Origin of the sequence: Shimia sagamensis, from assembly GCF_900182745.1 — a bacterium.
GTDB classification, from domain to species: Bacteria; Pseudomonadota; Alphaproteobacteria; order Rhodobacterales; family Rhodobacteraceae; genus Shimia; species Shimia sagamensis.
Genome location: NZ_FXTY01000005.1, coordinates 1 through 19,324, shown reverse-complemented (window position 1 = coordinate 19,324; position 19,324 = coordinate 1). Strand labels below are relative to the sequence as shown.

The 19,324-nt window shown below is 56.3% G+C and carries 16 protein-coding genes; 12 read left to right on the top strand and 4 right to left on the bottom strand.

What is annotated here, in order from left to right; genetic code table 11:
• Positions 1-4: 4 nt before the first annotated feature.
• From QOL67_RS13175 to hutC, 4 genes are all read left to right on the top strand, one after another.
• The gene (locus tag QOL67_RS13175) at positions 5-949 is read left to right on the top strand and encodes a LysR substrate-binding domain-containing protein (protein ID WP_283426440.1); all 945 of its coding nucleotides are present in this window, start codon (positions 5-7) and stop codon (positions 947-949) included.
• Between the two features lie 120 nt (positions 950-1,069).
• Positions 1,070-2,506 (top strand): NAD-dependent succinate-semialdehyde dehydrogenase, encoded by a 1,437-nt coding sequence (locus QOL67_RS13170; RefSeq protein ID WP_283426439.1) that lies wholly within the window; start codon positions 1,070-1,072, stop codon positions 2,504-2,506.
• Positions 2,507-2,548: 42 nt separating this feature from the next.
• Positions 2,549-3,745, top strand: coding sequence for a kynureninase (gene kynU / locus QOL67_RS13165; protein ID WP_283426438.1), 1,197 nt, complete (start codon positions 2,549-2,551; stop codon positions 3,743-3,745).
• 159 nt (positions 3,746-3,904) lie between these two features.
• Positions 3,905-4,594, top strand: a complete 690-nt coding sequence (hutC, locus tag QOL67_RS13160) for a histidine utilization transcriptional repressor HutC (protein ID WP_283426437.1) — start codon at positions 3,905-3,907, stop codon at positions 4,592-4,594.
• A gap of 2 nt (positions 4,595-4,596) precedes the next feature.
• Here the strand turns inward: hutC and QOL67_RS13155 are convergent, their stop codons facing one another.
• Positions 4,597-5,961 (bottom strand): formimidoylglutamate deiminase, encoded by a 1,365-nt coding sequence (locus tag QOL67_RS13155; RefSeq protein ID WP_283426436.1) that lies wholly within the window; start codon positions 5,959-5,961, stop codon positions 4,597-4,599.
• Positions 5,962-6,037: 76 nt separating this feature from the next.
• Between QOL67_RS13155 and hutI the strand changes: the two genes are divergently transcribed.
• The 4 genes from hutI to hutU are packed head-to-tail and all read left to right on the top strand — an operon-like array spanning position 6,038 to position 11,251.
• Positions 6,038-7,231: an imidazolonepropionase gene (gene hutI, locus QOL67_RS13150; RefSeq protein ID WP_283426435.1), complete on the top strand. Its 1,194-nt coding sequence runs from the start codon at positions 6,038-6,040 to the stop codon at positions 7,229-7,231.
• Complete coding sequence (hutH, locus tag QOL67_RS13145; RefSeq protein WP_283426434.1) at positions 7,228-8,766, top strand: histidine ammonia-lyase; 1,539 nt, start codon at positions 7,228-7,230, stop codon at positions 8,764-8,766. Before hutI ends, hutH begins: the two co-directional genes overlap by 4 nt.
• Complete coding sequence (gene hutG, locus QOL67_RS13140) at positions 8,763-9,581, top strand: N-formylglutamate deformylase (protein ID WP_283426433.1); 819 nt, start codon at positions 8,763-8,765, stop codon at positions 9,579-9,581. The genes hutH and hutG overlap by 4 nt, the downstream gene beginning before the upstream one ends.
• Complete coding sequence (gene hutU, locus QOL67_RS13135) at positions 9,578-11,251, top strand: urocanate hydratase (RefSeq protein WP_283426432.1); 1,674 nt, start codon at positions 9,578-9,580, stop codon at positions 11,249-11,251. Before hutG ends, hutU begins: the two co-directional genes overlap by 4 nt.
• Before the next feature lie 129 nt (positions 11,252-11,380).
• On the opposite strand, the gene QOL67_RS13130 is transcribed toward hutU, so the two are convergent.
• The 3 genes from QOL67_RS13130 to QOL67_RS13120 form a co-directional block, all read right to left on the bottom strand.
• The gene (locus tag QOL67_RS13130) at positions 11,381-11,884 is read right to left on the bottom strand and encodes a J domain-containing protein (protein WP_283426431.1); all 504 of its coding nucleotides are present in this window, start codon (positions 11,882-11,884) and stop codon (positions 11,381-11,383) included.
• A 225-nt stretch (positions 11,885-12,109) separates the two neighbouring features.
• Positions 12,110-13,423, bottom strand: coding sequence for an enoyl ACP reductase FabMG family protein (locus QOL67_RS13125; RefSeq protein WP_283426430.1), 1,314 nt, complete (start codon positions 13,421-13,423; stop codon positions 12,110-12,112).
• 169 nt (positions 13,424-13,592) lie between these two features.
• Positions 13,593-14,594 carry a helix-turn-helix transcriptional regulator gene (locus QOL67_RS13120; protein WP_283426429.1) on the bottom strand — a complete coding sequence of 334 codons (1,002 nt, stop codon included), beginning with the start codon at positions 14,592-14,594 and terminating at the stop codon, positions 13,593-13,595.
• A 157-nt stretch (positions 14,595-14,751) separates the two neighbouring features.
• Between QOL67_RS13120 and QOL67_RS13115 the strand changes: the two genes are divergently transcribed.
• From QOL67_RS13115 to QOL67_RS13100, 4 genes are all read left to right on the top strand, one after another.
• Positions 14,752-16,137 (top strand): amidohydrolase family protein, encoded by a 1,386-nt coding sequence (locus QOL67_RS13115; protein ID WP_283426428.1) that lies wholly within the window; start codon positions 14,752-14,754, stop codon positions 16,135-16,137.
• Between the two features lie 75 nt (positions 16,138-16,212).
• Positions 16,213-17,085 carry a hypothetical protein gene (locus tag QOL67_RS13110; protein ID WP_283426427.1) on the top strand — a complete coding sequence of 291 codons (873 nt, stop codon included), beginning with the start codon at positions 16,213-16,215 and terminating at the stop codon, positions 17,083-17,085.
• Positions 17,086-17,102: 17 nt separating this feature from the next.
• Entirely contained in the window at positions 17,103-18,299 is a 1,197-nt protein-coding gene (locus tag QOL67_RS13105) for a carbohydrate porin (protein WP_283426426.1), read from the top strand.
• A gap of 369 nt (positions 18,300-18,668) precedes the next feature.
• A partial coding sequence (locus QOL67_RS13100) for an AMP-binding protein (protein ID WP_283426425.1) occupies positions 18,669-19,324 on the top strand: 656 nt, incomplete at its 3' end.

Below are 19,324 nucleotides of genomic sequence, written 5' to 3'. Positions count from 1 at the left end.
AACCATGGCTGCGAAACATACGCGCATACTTGATCGGGCCCTCACCCGGCTCAAGCTGCGTCAGCTCCGTTTGTTGATCGCCGTGAGCGAACAGGGAAGCATCCAGAATGCGGCGCGCGGGCTTGGTATTTCCCAGCCAGCGGCCAGCAAAATGATCCAAGACCTGGAAGTGGATTTTGAGGTCAAGCTGTTTGAGCGCACCAATCGCGGGGTTGTGCCAACCTTGTTTGGTGAGGTTCTGATCCGCCACGGCAAGTTGATTTTTGCGCAAGTGTCAAACGCGGCCCAAGAGCTGGATGATCTGAACGAAGGCAATTCAGGGCGTGTCGTCATAGGAACGCTTCTCGCGGCGTCTCCCGAGTTGTTGCCAAATGCCGTGGAGCTTTTATTGGAAGAGCGCCCCAATGTCGCGGTGAAGATTGTGGAAGGAACAAACGACATTTTGATGCCTGCTTTGTCTGCAGGCGAAATTGATCTGGTGGTTGGGCGCCTGCCGGGCCATCGGCATCGTGCGGAAACGGTCCAGGAAAAGCTCTATGACGAGCAAATACGAGCCGTGGTGGGGCCGCAACATCCACTTTCCAATTCGAAAAATCTGCAGTTTTCCGATCTCACGCACTTCCCGTGGATACTGCCACCGATTGAAACCACACTGCGCCGCCAGATCGACCGCTTCTTTGTCCAGAACGGTCCCTATCAGCCAGAAACCTGCATTGAATCCGTGTCCTATCTGGCAAATCGGGCGCTTTTGCAGTCCCGCGATTTTGTGTGCCTTATGCCTTCTCATGTCGCGGCCTTGGATATTCAGCAAGGGATACTGTGCAAGTTGGATTGGCGGCCGCCGTTTGGTGCGGGGTCTGTTGGGGTTTCGTATCGCAACAGCAATGCGCTGTCTCCGGCAAGTGCGGCTTTCCTGTCGATCCTAAAGAGGGTTGTCCGCGTAGAGTGAGGCACGCCTTAGAGTATGTGATATCAATAAAGCTGATATCCACATCACCTCAATGCGGTTGAGCTGATGCCGGTGCGGGTGAGACACTGCCGCAAAGCAACCGATATTCGAGAGGCCCGCATGGCGACCTATCCAGAGTTAGGACTATTCATTGGCGGCAAATGGCGGAAAGCCAAAAGGGATATGCCGGTCGTCAACCCGGCAACCGAAGAGGAGCTTGGCCGCCTGCCTTGCGCCAGTTTGTCCGACCTGCAGGATGCGATTGATGCCGCTGAAGCAGGGTTGCAGATCTGGAGCGGAACCGCCCCACGAGAACGCGCAGACACAATTTTGCGGGCCGCAGGACTCATGCGGGATCGCCAAGAAGAGATAGCGCAGGCGATCACCGCCGAACACGGCAAACCTTTGGCGCAAGCCCGTCTCGAAGTCATTCGAGGTGCTGAGTTTTTTGAGTGGGACGCCGGCGAGGCGATGCGGACGTACGGACGGGTGATCCCTGCCGCCAGGGGATCCAAGCTGTCGGTGCATCATCACCCGGTTGGTGTGGTGGCCGCCTTTTCCCCTTGGAATTTCCCGATGAGCCAACCCGCGCGCAAGATTGCTGGGGCGCTGGCCTCCGGGTGTTCCATTGTTCTGAAAGCGGCAGAAGAGACCCCTGCGGGGGCCATCCATATTGTGCGTGCTTTTGAGGATGCCGGATTGCCAGCTGGTGTTCTAAACCTTGTGTTTGGTGTGCCTTCTGAAATTTCTGAATTCCTGATCCCTCAACCCTCTGTAGGACTTGTTGCGCTCACAGGGTCCACAGTGGTGGGGCGGCATCTTACGGCACTTGCTGCTCGACATGACACGCGGGCGTTGATGGAACTTGGTGGGCATGCGCCAGTTATTGTGTGCGAAGACACCGATGTCGACAAAGCGGCCCTGAGCGGTGCCATTCGTAAAATGCGGAACGCGGGGCAGGTCTGCACTTCGCCGACGCGCTTCTTTGTTCACGAGGTTATTTTTGATCGGTTTGTTGAGACGTTTGTGAAACGCGCGTCTCAGACAGTTGTGGGCAACGGTATCAACGAGGGTGTTGAAATGGGTCCAACCGCCAATGAACGGCGCATCCCTGTTCTGACCGCCCTTGTCGAAGACGCCGTCAGCAAAGGCGCAATCTTGCGCACAGGCGGAGCGCGTCATGGCGATGTTGGGTATTTCTTCCAACCCACGGTTCTGACAAATGTGCCGCCTGAGGCCGCGATCATGCAAGAAGAACCTTTTGGTCCCATCGCGGTGCTAAACCCTGTTGCCAATCTTGATGCCGCTATCTCGGCGGCAAACGCCGTGCCTTACGGGCTGGCCGGGTATGGGTTCACCAATCGCGCGGATTACATCGATCGTATGATTGACGACGTTCAGGTTGGCAACCTGTCGATCAACACGCTTGAAGCATCCTTGCCCGAAACCCCCTTCGGCGGCATAAAATCCAGTGGCTACGGCCGCGAAGGTGGGGCAGAAGGATTGGACAACTACCTGACAACCAAGAATGTTTGGCATTCCGCCCAAATCGCCTGATCCAGGCTGCAAACAAAACCCATCTGCCACTAGGTGCATAAAATGACTGATTTCAACAAAACCCGGGCCATGTTCGATATTCCAGAGGGCATGATCTACCTTAACGGTAACTCGCTTGGACCAATGCCCAAAGCAGCTCCCGACGCCATCAACGCATTCCTTCACGACGAATGGAAAACCGAGCTTATCAAAGGCTGGAACACCAAAGGCTGGTGGATGCAGACCAATACACTTGGCGATCGTGTTGGTCGGTTGATCGGGGCTCCTGAAGGCACCACGGTTGTCAGCGACACGCTGTCGATCAAAGTTTTTCAGGCAGTCTCTGCTGGGTTGGCGCTGGTGCCTGACCGCAAGGTGATCCTCTCAGACAACGGCAATTTTCCGACGGACCTTTACATTGCTGAGGGTCTGATAAAGCTCAAAGACGCGGGCTATGAGTTGCGCATCCCAGACCCTGAAGACGTGATTGACAACATCACCGACGAGGTTGCGGTGGTTATGGTCACGGAAGTTGATTACCGCACGGGCCGCAAGCACGACATGTCAGCCCTGATCCAAAAAGCTCATGCTGTTGGCGCGGTTGTTGTCTGGGATCTGGCCCACTCCTGTGGGGCAATCCCGGTGGATGTGACAGCAACGGATGTGGATTTTGCAATCGGCTGCACATACAAATATGTCAACGGTGGCCCTGGTGCGCCCGCGTTTATCTACGTTGCACCTCGGTTGTTGGACAGCGTGGAGCCTTACCTCTCCGGTTGGTATGGGCATGAAAGCCCCTTTGCGTTTGACACTGACTACCGCCCAATGCCTGGAAAGATCGACAGGATGCGCATTGGCACACCGTCGATTGCCGCGTTTTCACTCTTGAGTGCGGCTTTGGACGTCTGGGAAGATGTTGACATGAACGATCTGCATCAGCGGTCGATTGAACTCAGCGAGTTGTTCATCCAAGAAGTAGAGGCTCGGTGCCCGGGGGTGACCTTTGTTGGTCCGCGCGACCCTATGAAACGCGGCAGTCATGTGCCTTTCACGTTTGAGCACGGTTACGCCTGTATGCAGGCACTGATTGCGAACAATGTGATTGGAGATTTCCGCGCGCCAAACGTCATGCGGTTTGGCATCACACCGCTGTTCATCAATGAGGAGGACATCATGAAGGCAGTCGATACTCTTGCTGATATTCTGACCAACGAAACATGGAAAGAAGAGCGCTTTCAGGTGCGCGCAAAAGTGACCTAGTCCACACTTTGGCCTTTGTCGTCTTCAAACTCAAAAGTTCCGATCTCAATAATGGGGTTGGGGCTTTTTGTTCTTCACCCATGCGTCTCCAATAAAATCAGTTTAACTTTGTTATGTACGCACTAAAGTGAGTGTCCGACGCAAAGAGGATGCGAGCTGATGAAAACCGCCTTTCGGGATGTGAAAGAAGAAATTCGGCGCCGGATTGTGCAAGGCGTTTGGGGGGCAGGGGATCTGTTACCTAATGAGGTGGATTTGGCCCAGCAGTTCCAATGCGCGCGCGCCACGGTCAATCGGGCCATGCGCGAGTTGGCGGATGAGGGGTTGGTTGAGCGCAAACGCAAAGCTGGCACGCGCGTGTTGTCGTCACCGGTGCGACAGGCCCGGTTTAACATTCCCATTGTGCGCAAGGAGATTGAGGCCCGCGGCGCCATGTATCGCTATGCGCTGGTCAATCATGAAATTATCGACACGCCGGATTGGCTGCGGGCGCGGCTTGGACTGGAGCAAGGTAAACAGGTGTTGCATCTGACCTGTATGCACTACGGCGATAGCAGCCCTTATCAGTATGAAGATCGTTGGATCAATTTGGCGGCGCTTCCTCAGGCGTCGGACGCGGATTTTGGCGCGGTTGGACCAAACGAGTGGCTGATTGCCGAGGTGCCGTATTCCGATGCGGAGATCAGTTTCTCCGCGCTCACCGCAGAACCGGATGTTGCCAAACACCTAGGCTGTGCTCACGGCGATCCGCTGTTTTTGGCGGAGCGGTCAACCTGGTTTGAAACCCGCGCGATCACTTATGTGAAATTGGTGTTTCACCGTGGGTATCGCATGACAACGCGGTATTGAGGTCAGAGTCCGTCGCGCAGCGGTTTGACCGCTTTGCGATAGGCGGCGGTGATCTTGTTGCGGTGGATGTGGCGGCCGTTCTGAACCATATGGCGTCCGGCGGCCCAAACATCCGTGACCATCCGATTGTCGCCGGTAAAGACAAAGCTGTCGAGCAGGGTGTCGCCTTGTAAGCCAGTGAGGTCGAGGTGGTCTTTGTCCAACGCAAGAAGATCGGCCCATGCGCCAACCTCCAGCTTGCCGGACCCTCTTCTGGCGGCCTGCGCCCCGCCCGCAGAGATGGCGTCAATCAGGCGACGCCCGGTTGAATGTTCACTTCTGGCAAGGGCTGCGCGGGTGTGGTCGCGTAAGCGCTGGCTGGTGTCGAGCTGGCGCAGTTCTTCGGCCAGGGAAATCCGAATGTTGCTGTCTGACCCAATGGAGATGCGACCGCCGGCGTCCATCCAGCGCACGGCACGAAAAATGCCGTCGCCCAGCGAGGCTTCGGTGAGTGGACACAGCCCGGCCACCGCACCGGTTTTGGCCAGCGCGTCCGTCTCAAATGGCAACATTTGTGTCAGGTGGATCAGGCACCAACGGTCGTCAATTGGCAGGTTGTCCAGTGCCCATTCCACAGGGCGTGCGTGCCAGCTGGTTTGTACCTCCTTCACCTCAGGGATTTGCTCTGCAAGATGCAGATGCACGGGGCCTTCTGGCACCAGTTCCGCAGCTCTGCGCAGGGCGCTTTGCCCGACGGCCCGCAAGGAATGGGGGGCAACACCCAAGTTGGCATCATCCGGCAGGGCGGTGAGTGCGGCGCGGGACGCCTCAATCAGTTGCGCAAAGCGGTCTGGGTCATTGCCAAACCGCACTTGACCAGGCGCTAAGGGGCGTTGGTCGCAGCCGCCAAATTGATAATGAACCGGCAGGAGCGTCAAACCAATTCCAGAGGTTTGGGCGGCAGCGACAATGCGCTCTGCCATTTCACCAAGGTGATCATAAGGAATGCCGCCGGGTTGGTGGTGCAAGTAGTGGAACTCCACATTGGTAGCAAATCCGGCCTCAAGCATTTCCATCTGCACCAGTGCGGCGATCGCCTGCACTTGCTCCGGGATGAGGGCGTCAAGAAAGCGAAACATGAGCTGTCGCCAGGTCCAGAAGCTGTCGGTCTTGTTTTCTCCACGCCGTTCTGTGAGGCCTGCCATGGCCCGTTGAAAGGCGTGGCTGTGGCTGTTGGCGGGCGCAGGCAGTAGGGCGCCAACTCTATGACCCTCAGGTATTTGTCCTGTCGTGAGTTGGGCAATGCGACCGTCAGCGCCAATGTCCAACCGGACATCTTTCGCCCATCCATTGGAGGTCAGTGCCTGCTCTGCCCAAATGATGCTCATGACGGTTCCTTGCTTGACTGAATATTATGTGCAGACATAATGCAAATTAATCTGACTCGGCAAGGGATTCGTCGACATGCTCCTAACAAACGCCACTTTGGCCACCATGACCGGGGGTAACGCCTATGGGCTGATCGCTGAGGGTGCGATTGCAATTGAGGGGGAACGCATTGTTTGGGCGGGAGCGCAGGCCGATCTGCCCTCTGCCTACTCCGGATTTCATTCGAAGGATTTGGGTGGTCGGCTGGTGACGCCGGCTTTGATCGACTGCCACACCCATATTGTGGCGGGGGGCAATCGGGCCCGTGAGTTTGAAATGCGGCTTCAGGGAGCAAACTACGAAGAGATCGCGCGAGCAGGGGGCGGGATTGTCTCAACAGTGAAAGCCACGCGTGAAGCTTCTGAGGACACATTGCTGGCGGATGCCTTGGCAAAGGTTGATGCGTTGATTGCCGAAGGGACAACGCTGATAGAGGTGAAATCCGGTTACGGGTTGGACTTGGAAACTGAGCTCAAGATGTTGCGCGTGGCACGTCGCATCGAGACCGTGCGACCGATCCGAGTAACAACAACGTTTCTGGGTGCGCATGCGGTGCCACCCGAGTTTGCCGGACAGGACGACGTCTACATCGATACGGTCTGCATTCCTGCGCTGCGGGCCGCACATGCTGAAGGACTGGTGGACGCGGTAGACGGGTTTTGCGAAGGGATTGCGTTTCAGCCAGAGCAGATCGCGCGGGTGTTTGATGTGGCGCGCGAACTGGGGCTGCCGGTCAAGTTACATGCGGAGCAGCTTTCCAACCTTGGCGGCGCGAAACTGGCCGCCAGCTATGGCGCGCTGAGCGCGGACCACATTGAATATCTCGATGAGGATGGTGTGGCGGCGATGGCGTTGGCGGGTACGACGGCAGTGATTTTGCCTGGGGCGTTTTACACGTTGCGGGAAACGCAGGTGCCGCCAATTGAGGCGTTGCGCAAACATGGCGTGCCAATGGCGCTGGCGACGGATGCAAACCCTGGCTCGTCGCCGCTGACCTCACTTTTGTTGACGATGAACATGGGCTGTACGCTGTTTCGCATGACGCCTGAGGAAGCTTTGGCCGGGGTCACCCGCAATGCTGCGCTGGCGCTTGGCGCTCCGGATTGCGGCACAATTGAAGAGAACAAACGGGCCGATTTGGCTGTGTGGGATGTCAGCCAACCGGCTGAGCTTGCTTACCGCATCGGGTTCAACCCGTTGCATCAACGTATCTTTGGAGGTCGCGCATGAGCGTGTTGGAACTCACCCCTGGCGTTGTGACGCTGGAACAACTGGCGGATGTCTACTGGAATGAGCGTGCTGTCAGGTTGGATCTGACGTGCAAGCCTGCAGTGCAAGGTGCAGCGAAGCGCATTGATGCCGCAGCAGCAGGGGATGTGGCGGTTTATGGTGTGAACACCGGGTTTGGCAAATTAGCCAGCCTGAAGATTGCGCCGGAAGACACGGCCACGTTGCAGCGCAACCTGATCCTGAGCCATTGCTGTGGTGTTGGCGAGGCGGTGCCACGGCGGATGGCGCGATTGATGATGACCCTCAAGTTGCTGAGTTTTGGGCGTGGGGCCAGTGGGGTGCGCTGGGACTATGTGGAGCTGTTGCAAGACATGCTGGCCAAAGGCGTCACGCCAGTCATTCCGGCGCAGGGCTCGGTGGGGGCATCCGGCGATTTGGCACCACTCTCGCACATGACTGCTGTGGTGATTGGAGAGGGTGAGGTGGAATACGCGGGGAAAGTCCTTCCTGGTGCGGAAGCTCTGGCAAAGGCCGGGTTGGCGCCAATCCAGCTGGGCCCCAAAGAAGGGTTGGCCTTTATCAACGGCACGCAGTTTTCAACGGCTTTTGCACTGGCTGGGCTGTTTGAGGCCTGGCGGTCGGCACAAAATGCGCTGGTGATTTCTGCCATGTCGACTGACGCGATCATGGGGTCGACCGCGCCGCTGCAGCCGGAAGTCCATCAATTGCGCGGTCAACGGGGGCAGATTGAGGCGGCAGCAACGATGCGTGCCATCCTCGCAGGCAGTGAGATCAGGGAAAGCCATCGCGATGACGACAGTCGTGTGCAGGATCCGTATTGCATTCGATGCCAGCCGCAGGTGACCGGCGCAGCAATGGATGTGATCCGACAAGCGGCGACAACGCTTGAGATTGAGGCAAACGCGGCCACCGACAATCCGCTGGTGCTGACCGAAGCAGGTTTGATTGTGTCCGGCGGCAACTTTCACGCAGAGCCGGTGGGGTTTGCGGCGGATATGATAGCTTTGGCGGTCTCAGAAATTGGTGCGATTGCCCAGCGGCGTATTGCGCTGATGGTGGACCCAACCCTGAGCCATGATTTGCCGCCTTTTCTGACGCCAGAGCCGGGGTTGAATTCCGGCCTGATGATTGCCGAGGTCACAACGGCTGCGTTGATGAGCGAAAACAAACATTTGGCCAATCCTTGTGTGACGGATTCAACACCAACCTCTGCCAATCAAGAAGACCATGTCTCGATGGCGGCGCATGGTGCGCGTCGGCTGATACCGATGGTCACCAACTTGAACCGAATTTTGGGGGTAGAGCTGCTCTGTGCCGGGCAGGGGGTTGAATTCCGAGCGCCTTTGGTGACGTCTGATCCACTACAGTCCGTGTTGATGCGATTGCGGCAGGATGTTGCGACACTTGGGGCGGATCGCTACATGGCGCCAGATCTTGAAGCAGCGGCGAATCTGGTTGCTGTAGGGGCGCTTACTGAGGCCTGTGGCGCATCTTTGCCGGAACTGAGCGCATGAACAGTGTTGATGTGATCCGTGGCGACAGCCCCATCATTTTGGGGCAACCGCATGGTGGTACCTTTGTGCCGGAGGAGATATTTGGGCGGCTCAATGCTAATGGGCAAGAGTTGGCGGATACGGACTGGCATATCACGCAGCTCTACGACGGGCTGTTGGATGGGGCGACGGTGGTGAAATCGAATATCCACCGCTATGTGATTGACGCCAATCGTGATCCCGCTGGCGTTTCCCTCTATCCGGGGCAGAACACCACAACGCTGGTGCCGCTGACAGATTTTGACGGGCGAACGATTTGGCGCGACGGGCAAGCGCCTTCCGAGGATGAAATTGCAAGCCGTCGCGAAGCGTTTCACGCGCCTTATCATGCGGCCTTGGCGGAAGAGATTGCCCGTGTGAAAGCCCGTCATGGTGTGGCGATCTTATATGACTGCCATTCAATCCGATCAGACATTCCTTTCCTCTTTGAAGGGCAGCTGCCAGCATTTTCTATTGGCACCAACGTGGGCGCAACCTGCGACGACAGGATTGAAGCGGCTGTGAATGAAGTCGCTTTTGCAGCCGATGGCTTCGAGGCTGTGTCCAATGGCCGGTTCAAAGGTGGCTGGACCACGCGCCACTATGGGCAGCCGGGCCGTAACGAGCATGCCATTCAAATGGAGCTAGCACAGCGCACCTATATGCGCGAAGCGGCGCCCTGGACCTACATGCCAAAGCGTGCTGAGGCACTGCGCGCGCACCTCAAAACCATTCTTCAGACCTTAAACGACCTCGCCCTTTCCGGCGTGCTGACCCGATCAGGAGACTCGACATGACCGATCCACGCAAGAACACCCGTGACATTTTCCCGCCAACAGGCACAGAGCTGAATGCCAAAAGCTGGATGACCGAAGCGCCGCTGCGGATGATGATGAACAACCTGCATCCGGATGTGGCCGAAAACCCACATGAGTTGGTGGTATATGGCGGAATTGGCCGCGCGGCGCGCACCTGGAAAGACTTTGATTTGATCGTCGAGACTCTGAAAGATCTTGAGGGGGATGAGACGCTTATTGTGCAATCCGGCAAGCCGGTGGCGGTTGTCAGAACGCACGCAGATGCGCCGCGTGTGTTGATTGCCAACTCAAACCTCGTGCCGCATTGGGCCAATTGGGATCACTTCAACGAGCTCGATAAAAAGGGTTTGATGATGTACGGCCAGATGACCGCCGGGTCGTGGATCTATATTGGCACACAAGGCATTGTGCAGGGTACCTATGAGACTTTTGTAGAGGCCGGACGTCAGCACTATGATGGTGATCTGACCGGAAAATGGGTGCTCACAGGTGGGCTTGGCGGCATGGGTGGCGCGCAGCCTTTGGCGGCGGTGATGGCTGGGGCCTGTTGTCTGGCAGTGGAATGTGACGAGACCCGCGCCGACTTCCGCCTGCGCACCCGCTATGTCGATGAGAAGACTGATAACCTCGATGAGGCGCTGGAGATGACTGCCCGATGGACCAAGGCAGGAGAAGCCAAATCTGTTGCGCTGATTGGCAATGCAGCTGACATCTTCCCGGAAATTCACAAACGGGGCATCCGGCCGGATATTGTGACGGATCAGACCTCGGCGCATGATCCGGTCAACGGCTATCTGCCACAGGGCTGGACCGTGGCGGAGTGGCGGGCCAAAGCTGAAAGCGCGCCAAAAGATGTGGAAAAGGCTGCGCGTGCGAGCATGAAGGTGCAGGTTGCGGCAATGGTGGCCTTCCATGAAGATGGTGTGCCAACCGTGGATTACGGCAACAACATCCGCCAAATGGCTCTGGAAGAAGGGCTGGAAAACGCCTTTGCCTTCCCGGGATTTGTACCCGCTTACATTCGCCCGCTGTTCTGCAAGGGTGTCGGCCCGTTCCGTTGGGCCGCTTTGTCTGGCGATCCGGAGGATATCTACAAAACTGACGAGGCAATGAAGAAACTGTTCCCGGAGAACACCCATCTGCACGATTGGCTCGACATGGCGCGCGAGCGGATCGCGTTCCAGGGCCTGCCGGCGCGGATTTGTTGGATTGGCCTGGGGGATCGCCATCGCGCTGGGCTGATGTTCAACGAGATGGTTGCGTCTGGGGAACTGAAGGCACCCGTAGTGATTGGCCGCGATCATTTGGACAGTGGGTCGGTGGCTTCGCCAAACCGTGAGACCGAAGCCATGAAGGATGGTTCTGATGCGGTGTCGGACTGGCCATTGCTGAACGCGCTAATCAACACGGCCTCTGGCGCCACTTGGGTCAGCCTGCATCATGGTGGCGGGGTTGGCATGGGCTTTAGTCAGCATTCCGGCGTAGTGATTTGTGCGGACGGCACGCCTGAGGCTGCAAAACGTTTGGAGCGGGTATTGTGGAATGATCCGGCGTCAGGTGTTTGGCGTCATGCGGATGCGGGCTATGACAGTGCGATAGAATGCGCCCGCGACCATGGATTGCGTTTGCCCGGTATTCTGGGACACTGAAGTCTCTGCCAACTGCACTAGGAAGCTAATCCGCGTGCCAGTTTTGTTTTGGCAAAACTGGCACATTCAGCTAGCTCGATATTGGCGTCGATGACCTTTTCGGAGCTACTAAAGTTACATCCTCGAACGTTAGCGGCAGGCCGAAAAAGTTGGAGCTTGGGCGGCAGCGTTCAGGCTTTTGCGGGTTTCTTCAAAAATGGCGCAAGCGGCGTCAATCAAGCGTTGTTCCTGAGGGCTGCGAAAGACGCGACGCTTGGGCAGGTTTTCGCGTTTTGGAGATTGGTCCTGCTGAGGCTCTTGCTTGGCCTTTTCGGTACGATGCGTTTGGTCAGCGCTAGAGTTGCGATGTCGCTGCTTGCTTTGGTCGGGCCGTGCCGTGCGTTGGGGCTGTGGTCTAGAGCGGCGGTGCTTTTTGACTTCTGTCTGCTTGTCTTTTTGCAAGCGATGATGCGCCACAGCGTCATAGGCGGCGTTGATCTCGCCCATACGGCGGGAGGCGGCCTCAGGATCGGTGCGGGCAAGGTCCGGGTGGTAACTGCGCACCAGCTTGCGCCAGGCTGAGCGCATTTCTTTGTCGCTGACCTCAGGTGTCACGCCCAATATGCGATATGCTTTTGCAATCTCATTTTTCATATCGTGACCCTCGCGTCCTTGAGTGCATTCGTTAATCATTTGGTAATAATTTGAACTACCTTTTCCGCGCCGGGGCCTGAAGCGGGATTGGAGGGACTGGTTAACACGTGCAAGAGTTAACTTTGATTGCGGCCTTAAAACTTGGAGTGCGGCAAGGCGCTGTCTGGAAAGCAAAAAGCCCCAGCGCGATGCGCCGGGGCTTTTGAAGTTACGATGTCAAAATGATTAGTTCACTTTGATCAAGTGCTGAGCGACCATGTCGTGGTCGAGCCACAGAACCGGACCGTCTGGGTCGTCTGCAGATCCAAAGATCAGTGCGCCGGTGGCGTTGACCACGTGTTGGCTGAGCACATCGCTGACCAGAACCTTGCGGTTGCTGTGCAGGGCCACGATGTCCTGCGAAGTGCCGACGGTCATGTCGACCTGATCCGCGGAATTGGCCATTGGCCAGGCGGTGAAGTTGTAGAATGGCTGCATCGCGTCGCTTTGCTGATAGTCCTGCACGGTCAACAGCACGCTTTCGAGCGTCACGTCGTCTTTCAGCAGGCCCTGGCATTCTGCCCAAAGTGCGTCGACCCACGCACCGCCACCTTCGTGGCGCAGAGCTTCCAGAAGGGGCAGCAAAGACAGCTCGATTCCGGCAAAAACATCCGAGGAATTGGTGCGGATTTCCGGGCAGTTGAAGACGGTGGCTTTCACGCCATTGTCCCAAGCTTTTTGTGCAAACTGCTCCAGATGCATTTTGGCATAACCCTGCGTATAGCTGGTGTAGGTTTGCCACGTGTACTCGCCGCCAATCAGTACGCGGGTGCCGTGATAGCCATATGCGGAGTAACGCACTTGGCCGCCGTCCGCTTCGATTTTGGCGCGCAGTTCGGCACTGTGCTCCAGCAAGTGGCCAAAGCTGTTGGCGGTGACTTCGTCAAAGTTTTGCAGGATCAGCTTGCCGAGGTCAGCGTCCAACAGAGCTTGGGAAGAAATGTGGCGGGCGCCACGGCCTTTGTAGATACGGTTGGCGATGGCCAGGAAAGCCTTCGCACGCGGGATGCCGCCAGCCATGGTGTGGGCAAAGTGCACGTTTTTACCAGCAGGAATGTGCCCAGCGAGCTCGCCCATAACCTCTTTCAGAGCACCAGTGAAACGGGCGGTGCCAATCTCGCGACAGGTGTCGACCTTGTCCCAGTCAAGTTTGAACTCTTGCCAATTGTCCAACGTCATCGCTTTGAGCATGTCGGTTGGGGTCTCGCCGCCGACTGGTGCGTCCATGTCAAAGCCGGCCATCAGCGGGATATTGATGATCTTGCCGCCAAGATTGTCTTCCGCCTGAGCCAGCTCTTCGTTGGTCAAGGCGCGCAGACTGCCGTCATCTTCGCGGCGACCAACCGTGATACCAACAACGGCCATACCGGCGGCTTTGGCAGCGTCGATTAAGCCAGTGGCGTAGCCGCGACCAAAGAGTTCGCCAAAGAGAACAAACACGTCACCCTCACCATAAAGCGTATTTTCGGGGAGGTGCGTCAGAGGGATAGACTGTTCCATGGTGTCTTTCTGTCTTCTGTAGGTGGTGCGGCGGTTGTCAGCCTGCACAAGAATGCGATTTCTGTTTAATTGCCTGAGTGGCGCGTAATGGTCAAATCCTGAAACCATTTGAGGGCCAATTGCAACCGGGTGAGGGGAAGGAGGCACAGATTTGGCTGTATCTGCTGTTTTAAGGGGCCGACTTGCTGGACTGGGTGCGAAACTGACGGGGAGATTGGCCGGTTTGCGACCGGAAGAAGCGGGCAAAATGCGATTGGTCTGTGTATCCCAAGGCATGCGCCACTGAGGCGACAGTTTGGTCCGAACTGACAAACATCTCTTTGGCGACATCGATGCGCAGGCGCTTCAGCTCACGGGCCAAAGTTGTGTTCTGCGACAGGAGGGAAGCTTTCAAGCGCGAAGGCGCAATGCCTAGTGCCAGAGCGTGGTCGTCGAGTGTGCGTGTGCGGTCAGATAAATGCGGGCGAGCGGCCGTGCGCAGAGCGCTAATGATTGAGAGATCTTGCCTATGTGGCGCAGGAGTGTTGTTTTGGGGGGCGCCTTGCGCGTGGATTGAGAGAGTGAGCCATGTGCTTGGGAATGAGAGGGCCAGACCTGAGATGGCTGCGCGTTTGATCTGGATGCCAGTTTGCATGGCCGGAAGGGCCTCAGGAAAAGGGGTTTCCATCGTGACCATCGCTGGCTGCCAATGGTCTGATGCAAGGTGTTGCAAGGTCCGGATGTGGAGGCCCATCCCAAAACCTTCGACCTGAAGTGGCGGTTGATGAGTCTGGACGGTTCGGTCAACCAAATAGGTGGCATTTAATGTGCTGACCGTGAGCTTGTGACGTACGGAACTGGCCTGTTGAGGGACACTGAGCAGGAAGCGCGTGTAAAAATCGCCAATAGTCCGGGCATGCGCAAAGGCATCCTGAGTGGGGAGCCAGTCTTTGAAAGAGACGGTTTCTGCGACATGGTATCCAAAGTATGGGTCGCCGGATTTGCTCGCGAGCATGTTGGTCAACCCATAGATGATCTCAGCATGCAGGGCCTTTTGGGGATCATGCAGATTTTCGGGAGAAACGCCAAACGTCTTGAGGACCGATGTCACGTTGTGGCCGCGGGCTTGTGCGAGGTTCACAAAAGGGCGCAACAGTTGCGCTTTGATGAAGCCGTCATCTTTGGTGGGCATTGGCTGAAGTCCAGATTGTTACATTGTCACTTTTAGGCCAGTTTTGCTGTATTTGTCGGCCACTTTTTTGATCGCTGGGCAAAAAGAGACCGAAAGTGGCCGGTTTTTCGCGACACGCAGAAGTAGTATCGAAGAGATTTTATTTGGGAGCGCAATTATGTCTAACCGTTTTTTATCAGGAATCATGTCTACTGTTGTCGGGATGTTTGCCACGACCCTTGTTGCACAAGATGCTGTGCCACAAACGCTTTTTACCAATGTCCATGTGTTCGATGGCATTAACGAAGCGCGGATTGAAAACGCATCGGTACTGGTTGAAGGTAATCTCATCAAAGCCGTGAGTACGGAGACGATTGATGCGCCAGATGCGACGGTGATTGATGGCGGCGGGCGCACATTGACGCCGGGGTTTGTCGAAGGCCACGCCCATCTGATGTTGATGGGACCAAGCCTACCAGCGATGGAAACCAACACCACGTGGGAAGATTTTGCCATCCACGGGACGCTGATGGCAGAGATGTATCTGATGCAGGGATTTACGACGGTGCGAGATGCCGGTGGCGGCAATGCCGGCCTGCGCCGAGCAATTGATAGCGGACAAATCCTTGGCCCGAGATATTATCCTTCAGCGGCGTTTATTGGCACCCGTGGTGGTCATGCAGATTTTGCGAACTTCACAGCCCCTCCAGGACTGTCGACCAATATGGGACGGTTGAACCTGGCGCAGCAAGCGGACAGCGCAGCGGAAGTTCAAATGTTTGGCCGCAATAATTTTCGCATGGGGGCAACCCAGATCAAATACATGCAATCAGGCGGCGTGGTCTCGGCGTTTGATCCATGGCAGTTGCTGGCCGGATCGCCGGAAGAAATTGAGGCTGCGGTGCAGGTGGCCAAGGAGTATGGCAGTTATGTGATGGCACACTCTTATCGCAAAGAGGCGATCCTTAGCGCGCTGGAAGCTGGCGTGATGTCGATCGAACATGGCTTCTCGTTTGATTGCGAGATCGCAGAAGTGATGAACGCCAAAGGCGCCTTCATCACCACCAACCTCACAGCATTTGATCCCGGTCTGCTCAGCATTCCTGCAGTTGCCAATGTGCCAAGCAGTTTGGCGAAGGCAAAATCAGCCTCTGCGACGTTTGCCGACTACATTCCAAATATGCAGAAATGCCCTGTCAAGCGCGCGTTTCAAACCGATTGCGTGGGCTCCGTTTCTGCCTGTAATATTCAGATTGCTTACGAGAAAAAGCTGAACAATGATTTCTTCGGACCATACACGTCGATGGTGACGATGACATCTGTGGGCGGTGAGCTTGTTGGTTTGTCGGGGGATTTCACGAACCCGTACACTGAAGGTAAGTTGGGGGTGATCGAGGAAGGTGCATATGCGGATATCCTGCTCATGGACGGCAATCCGCTGGACGACTTTTCCGTCGTTGGGACTGGTGACAAATGGTTTGGGGCGGATCCGCGCCCCGAGAGCCCGGAAACCTTGCGTGTCATCATGAAAGACGGCGTGATCTACAAAAACACCCTGAACTAAGCTTTTGTGGGCGGAGCTTTCTGGCTCTGCCCCCAAGGACGTAACCTCGCAATCCCTTGGACGTGGAGCTCACATATGCGGTGTCCAGTTTTGTCCCTAATTGGGTGCCTTGCAGGCACGTCGCCTTCTGCGCAGGTCGGGCCAAATATTGATGACCTGGCCAAAGAGCTGTCCAATCCCGGGGCCGCAAATGCGACGATGAATTTTAAGCTGGAATATCGCAGTTTTGATGGCACTCTTGCCGGGGCGGACGACCAGAACAGCACAACATTGACGTTCCAGCCCGTACTGCCGTTTATCCTTCCAAACGGCAACAATCTGATATTCCGTCCGGCGTTCAGCTATGTTTGGGATCAGCCAAGCGTGAGCAGTGGTGGGATATCGACGCGCAACTCTTGGGGCGATATTCCCTATGATTTGCTTTATTCATGGAGTGGCGAGGGCTGGACATTTGGGGCCGGGGTTGTTGGGTCTATCCCAACGGGCAGTGCCGCGTCGTCTGACAATTGGTTGCTGGGGCCAAGTGCTTTGGCGGTGCGGACAACGGATTGGGGTGTTTGGGGAGTGTTTCCCTTTCACAACGAAAAAGTGGGGGGCAATGGGCCGGATATGTCTCTCTCGTCCTTGCAGTATTTCCTGTTTTACAGCCTTGGTGAAGGTTGGTTGATCGGCACAGGTCCAACCATGAGTTATGATTGGAATGCGCCGTCGGGCGATGCGTGGACCGTGCCACTCCAACTTTCACTTTCCAAAACGGCCGCGATTGGTAAGCAGCTCGTGAAACTGAATTTTTCGGCGGATTATAACATGGTGCGGCCGGATGCCTTTGCTGAAGAGTGGACATACACCTTTACGGTCAGCCCAGTGGTGAAAAATCCGTTCCAGAGAACACCGCCGGAGCCAGTGGATGCGGTGACACGCGCCGCGGTCCTGGCGCCCATACGCTGATTGAATTGGAGGCCTGTATGACAATCTGCAAATACATATTTATGGGGCTGATGAGTGCGGCGGCAATTGTTAGTGACGCTAGGGCTCAATCAGGCGGGCTGTCCGGCCCTTCCTCGGTGGCGGCAGATCTGGAGCCGGGAGATGGGCTGACCGATCCGCAGATGCGCTCTGATTTTCCGCGCAATGTGGCACCTGGGTGGTTTGCCTGGAAGGATGGGCTTGCGGAGAGCGGCTTCAAGTTCAACTTTGACTACCTTGCGCTGGGGCAATGGAGCAACATGGATGTGGTGGAGGACAGCGCCGCCGGTGGCATGTTCCGGTTTTACGGCAATTGGGCAGCCACAGAGAACGGCAGTCTGACGTTCAAGCTGGAGCATCGGCATGCCTACACCGATGTGGCGCCGCAGAACCTTGGGTTTGCGGCGGGAGCAACCTTCATGCCGGGCACCGCGTTTAATGACAACGGCACCTTGCTGACCAACCTGTTCTGGACGCAGCGCGCGCCGGAAGGCGGCTGGAGTTTTCAAGCCGGTCAGATTGATGTGACGGACTTCTTGGACATCTACGGCGCGGTGAGCCCCTATTCTGCCTTCCAGAACCTGTCATTTAACACAAATCCAACAATCAACGCGCCAAATCCCGGCTTGGGATTGGCGGGCGGCGTGTGGCTTGGGGATAAGGTCTACGCCGTGGGTAGCGTGGCTGATGCCAACGCAGATCCGTCTGATCCGGGGTTTGATGTGTTTGACCATGGCAAGCTGTTCAAGAGCTTGGAAGTTGGTCTTACCAGTGCGCGAGACCGAATTTATTTTGACAACGTGCATTTGGCACTTTGGCACATTGATGGCGACGCCAATAAAGCGCGCGCCGAAGACTATGGCGCCAGTTTTTCGGCGGCTTGGTTTGTGGACAATAAATGGCTTCCGTTTGTGCGTGCCGGCGTTGCCGACAAAGGCACCGGGCTCTACAAGCGCTCACTGTCCACCGGCTTGGCCTACTATGGACGCAACACGGATGCGGCAGGCCTTGGTTTGAACTGGGCGGAGAGTGCGACCTCGACCCAGGCGCAATTTACAGCGGAGCTGTTTTACCGTTTCTCGATTTCATCAGGGCTGCAAATCACACCGTCTATTCAAGTGATCGACAACCCGCTGGACAACTCGGGCTTGGGCACTGTCACTGTGTTGGGGCTGCGGACGCGGCTGGTTTTCTGATCTGATTGTTTTCATCGTGAGTCGGCGTTTTGAGTTCACGGCCTGTTTCCGGGGATTTTGACCGGAACAAAATGTCACACCTTCAAAAAGTGGATGTTAGCGCTCGCAGTAGGTGCGGGTGCCAATATACAGGCGTTTCAAGGCATTAACGAAACCTAAACAAGCCCATAAAAATAGGGGACTTCTTGTGATGGGCACAAAAAAATTTACAAAGAAGATGGGTTGGCCGGAAATATCTTTACAGGTTTTCTGTTTTATTTCCGTGCTTTGTTCCCTTGTTTTCACAAAGCCCTATTCTGTCCTCGGGGTCTTGAGCCAATTGGCTTGAGTGAGGAGTTTTTAGAGTTATTGACCGAGGGAGGAGCCTTCATGTCGTTGGACACCAATGTATCCGCCAGCTCGTTGCCATCCGCAGAGCTAACAAAAGACGCACATATTGATACCGCCACATACACTGAGATGTACGCGGCCTCTATGTCTGATCCTGAGGCGTTTTGGCGCGAGCATGGTCAGCGTGTGGATTGGATCAAGCCTTACACCAAGGTGAAAAACACCTCCTTTGCACCGGGCAATGTGGACATCAAATGGTTTGAAGACGGCACGCTGAACGTCGCCGCCAACTGTATTGACCGCCATCTGGAAACCCGGGGCAATCAGGCCGCGATCATCTTTGAACCGGATGATCCCAACGAGCCGGCCCAGTCGATCACCTATGCCGATCTGCACCGCCGTGTGTGCCGCTTTGCCAATGTGCTTGAAGAGATGGGCGTGCGCAAAGGCGACCGTGTTGTCATCTACCTGCCAATGATCCCCGAGGCGGCTTATGCGATGCTGGCCTGCGCCCGCATCGGCGCGATCCACTCGATTGTGTTTGCCGGCTTCTCTCCGGATGCTTTGGCTGCACGGATCAACGGCTGTGACGCCAAAGTGGTGATCACTGCGGACTCTGCCCCACGTGGCGGCCGCAAAACTGCACTCAAGTCCAACACTGATGCCGCGCTTTTGCACACCAAAGACACCGTGAA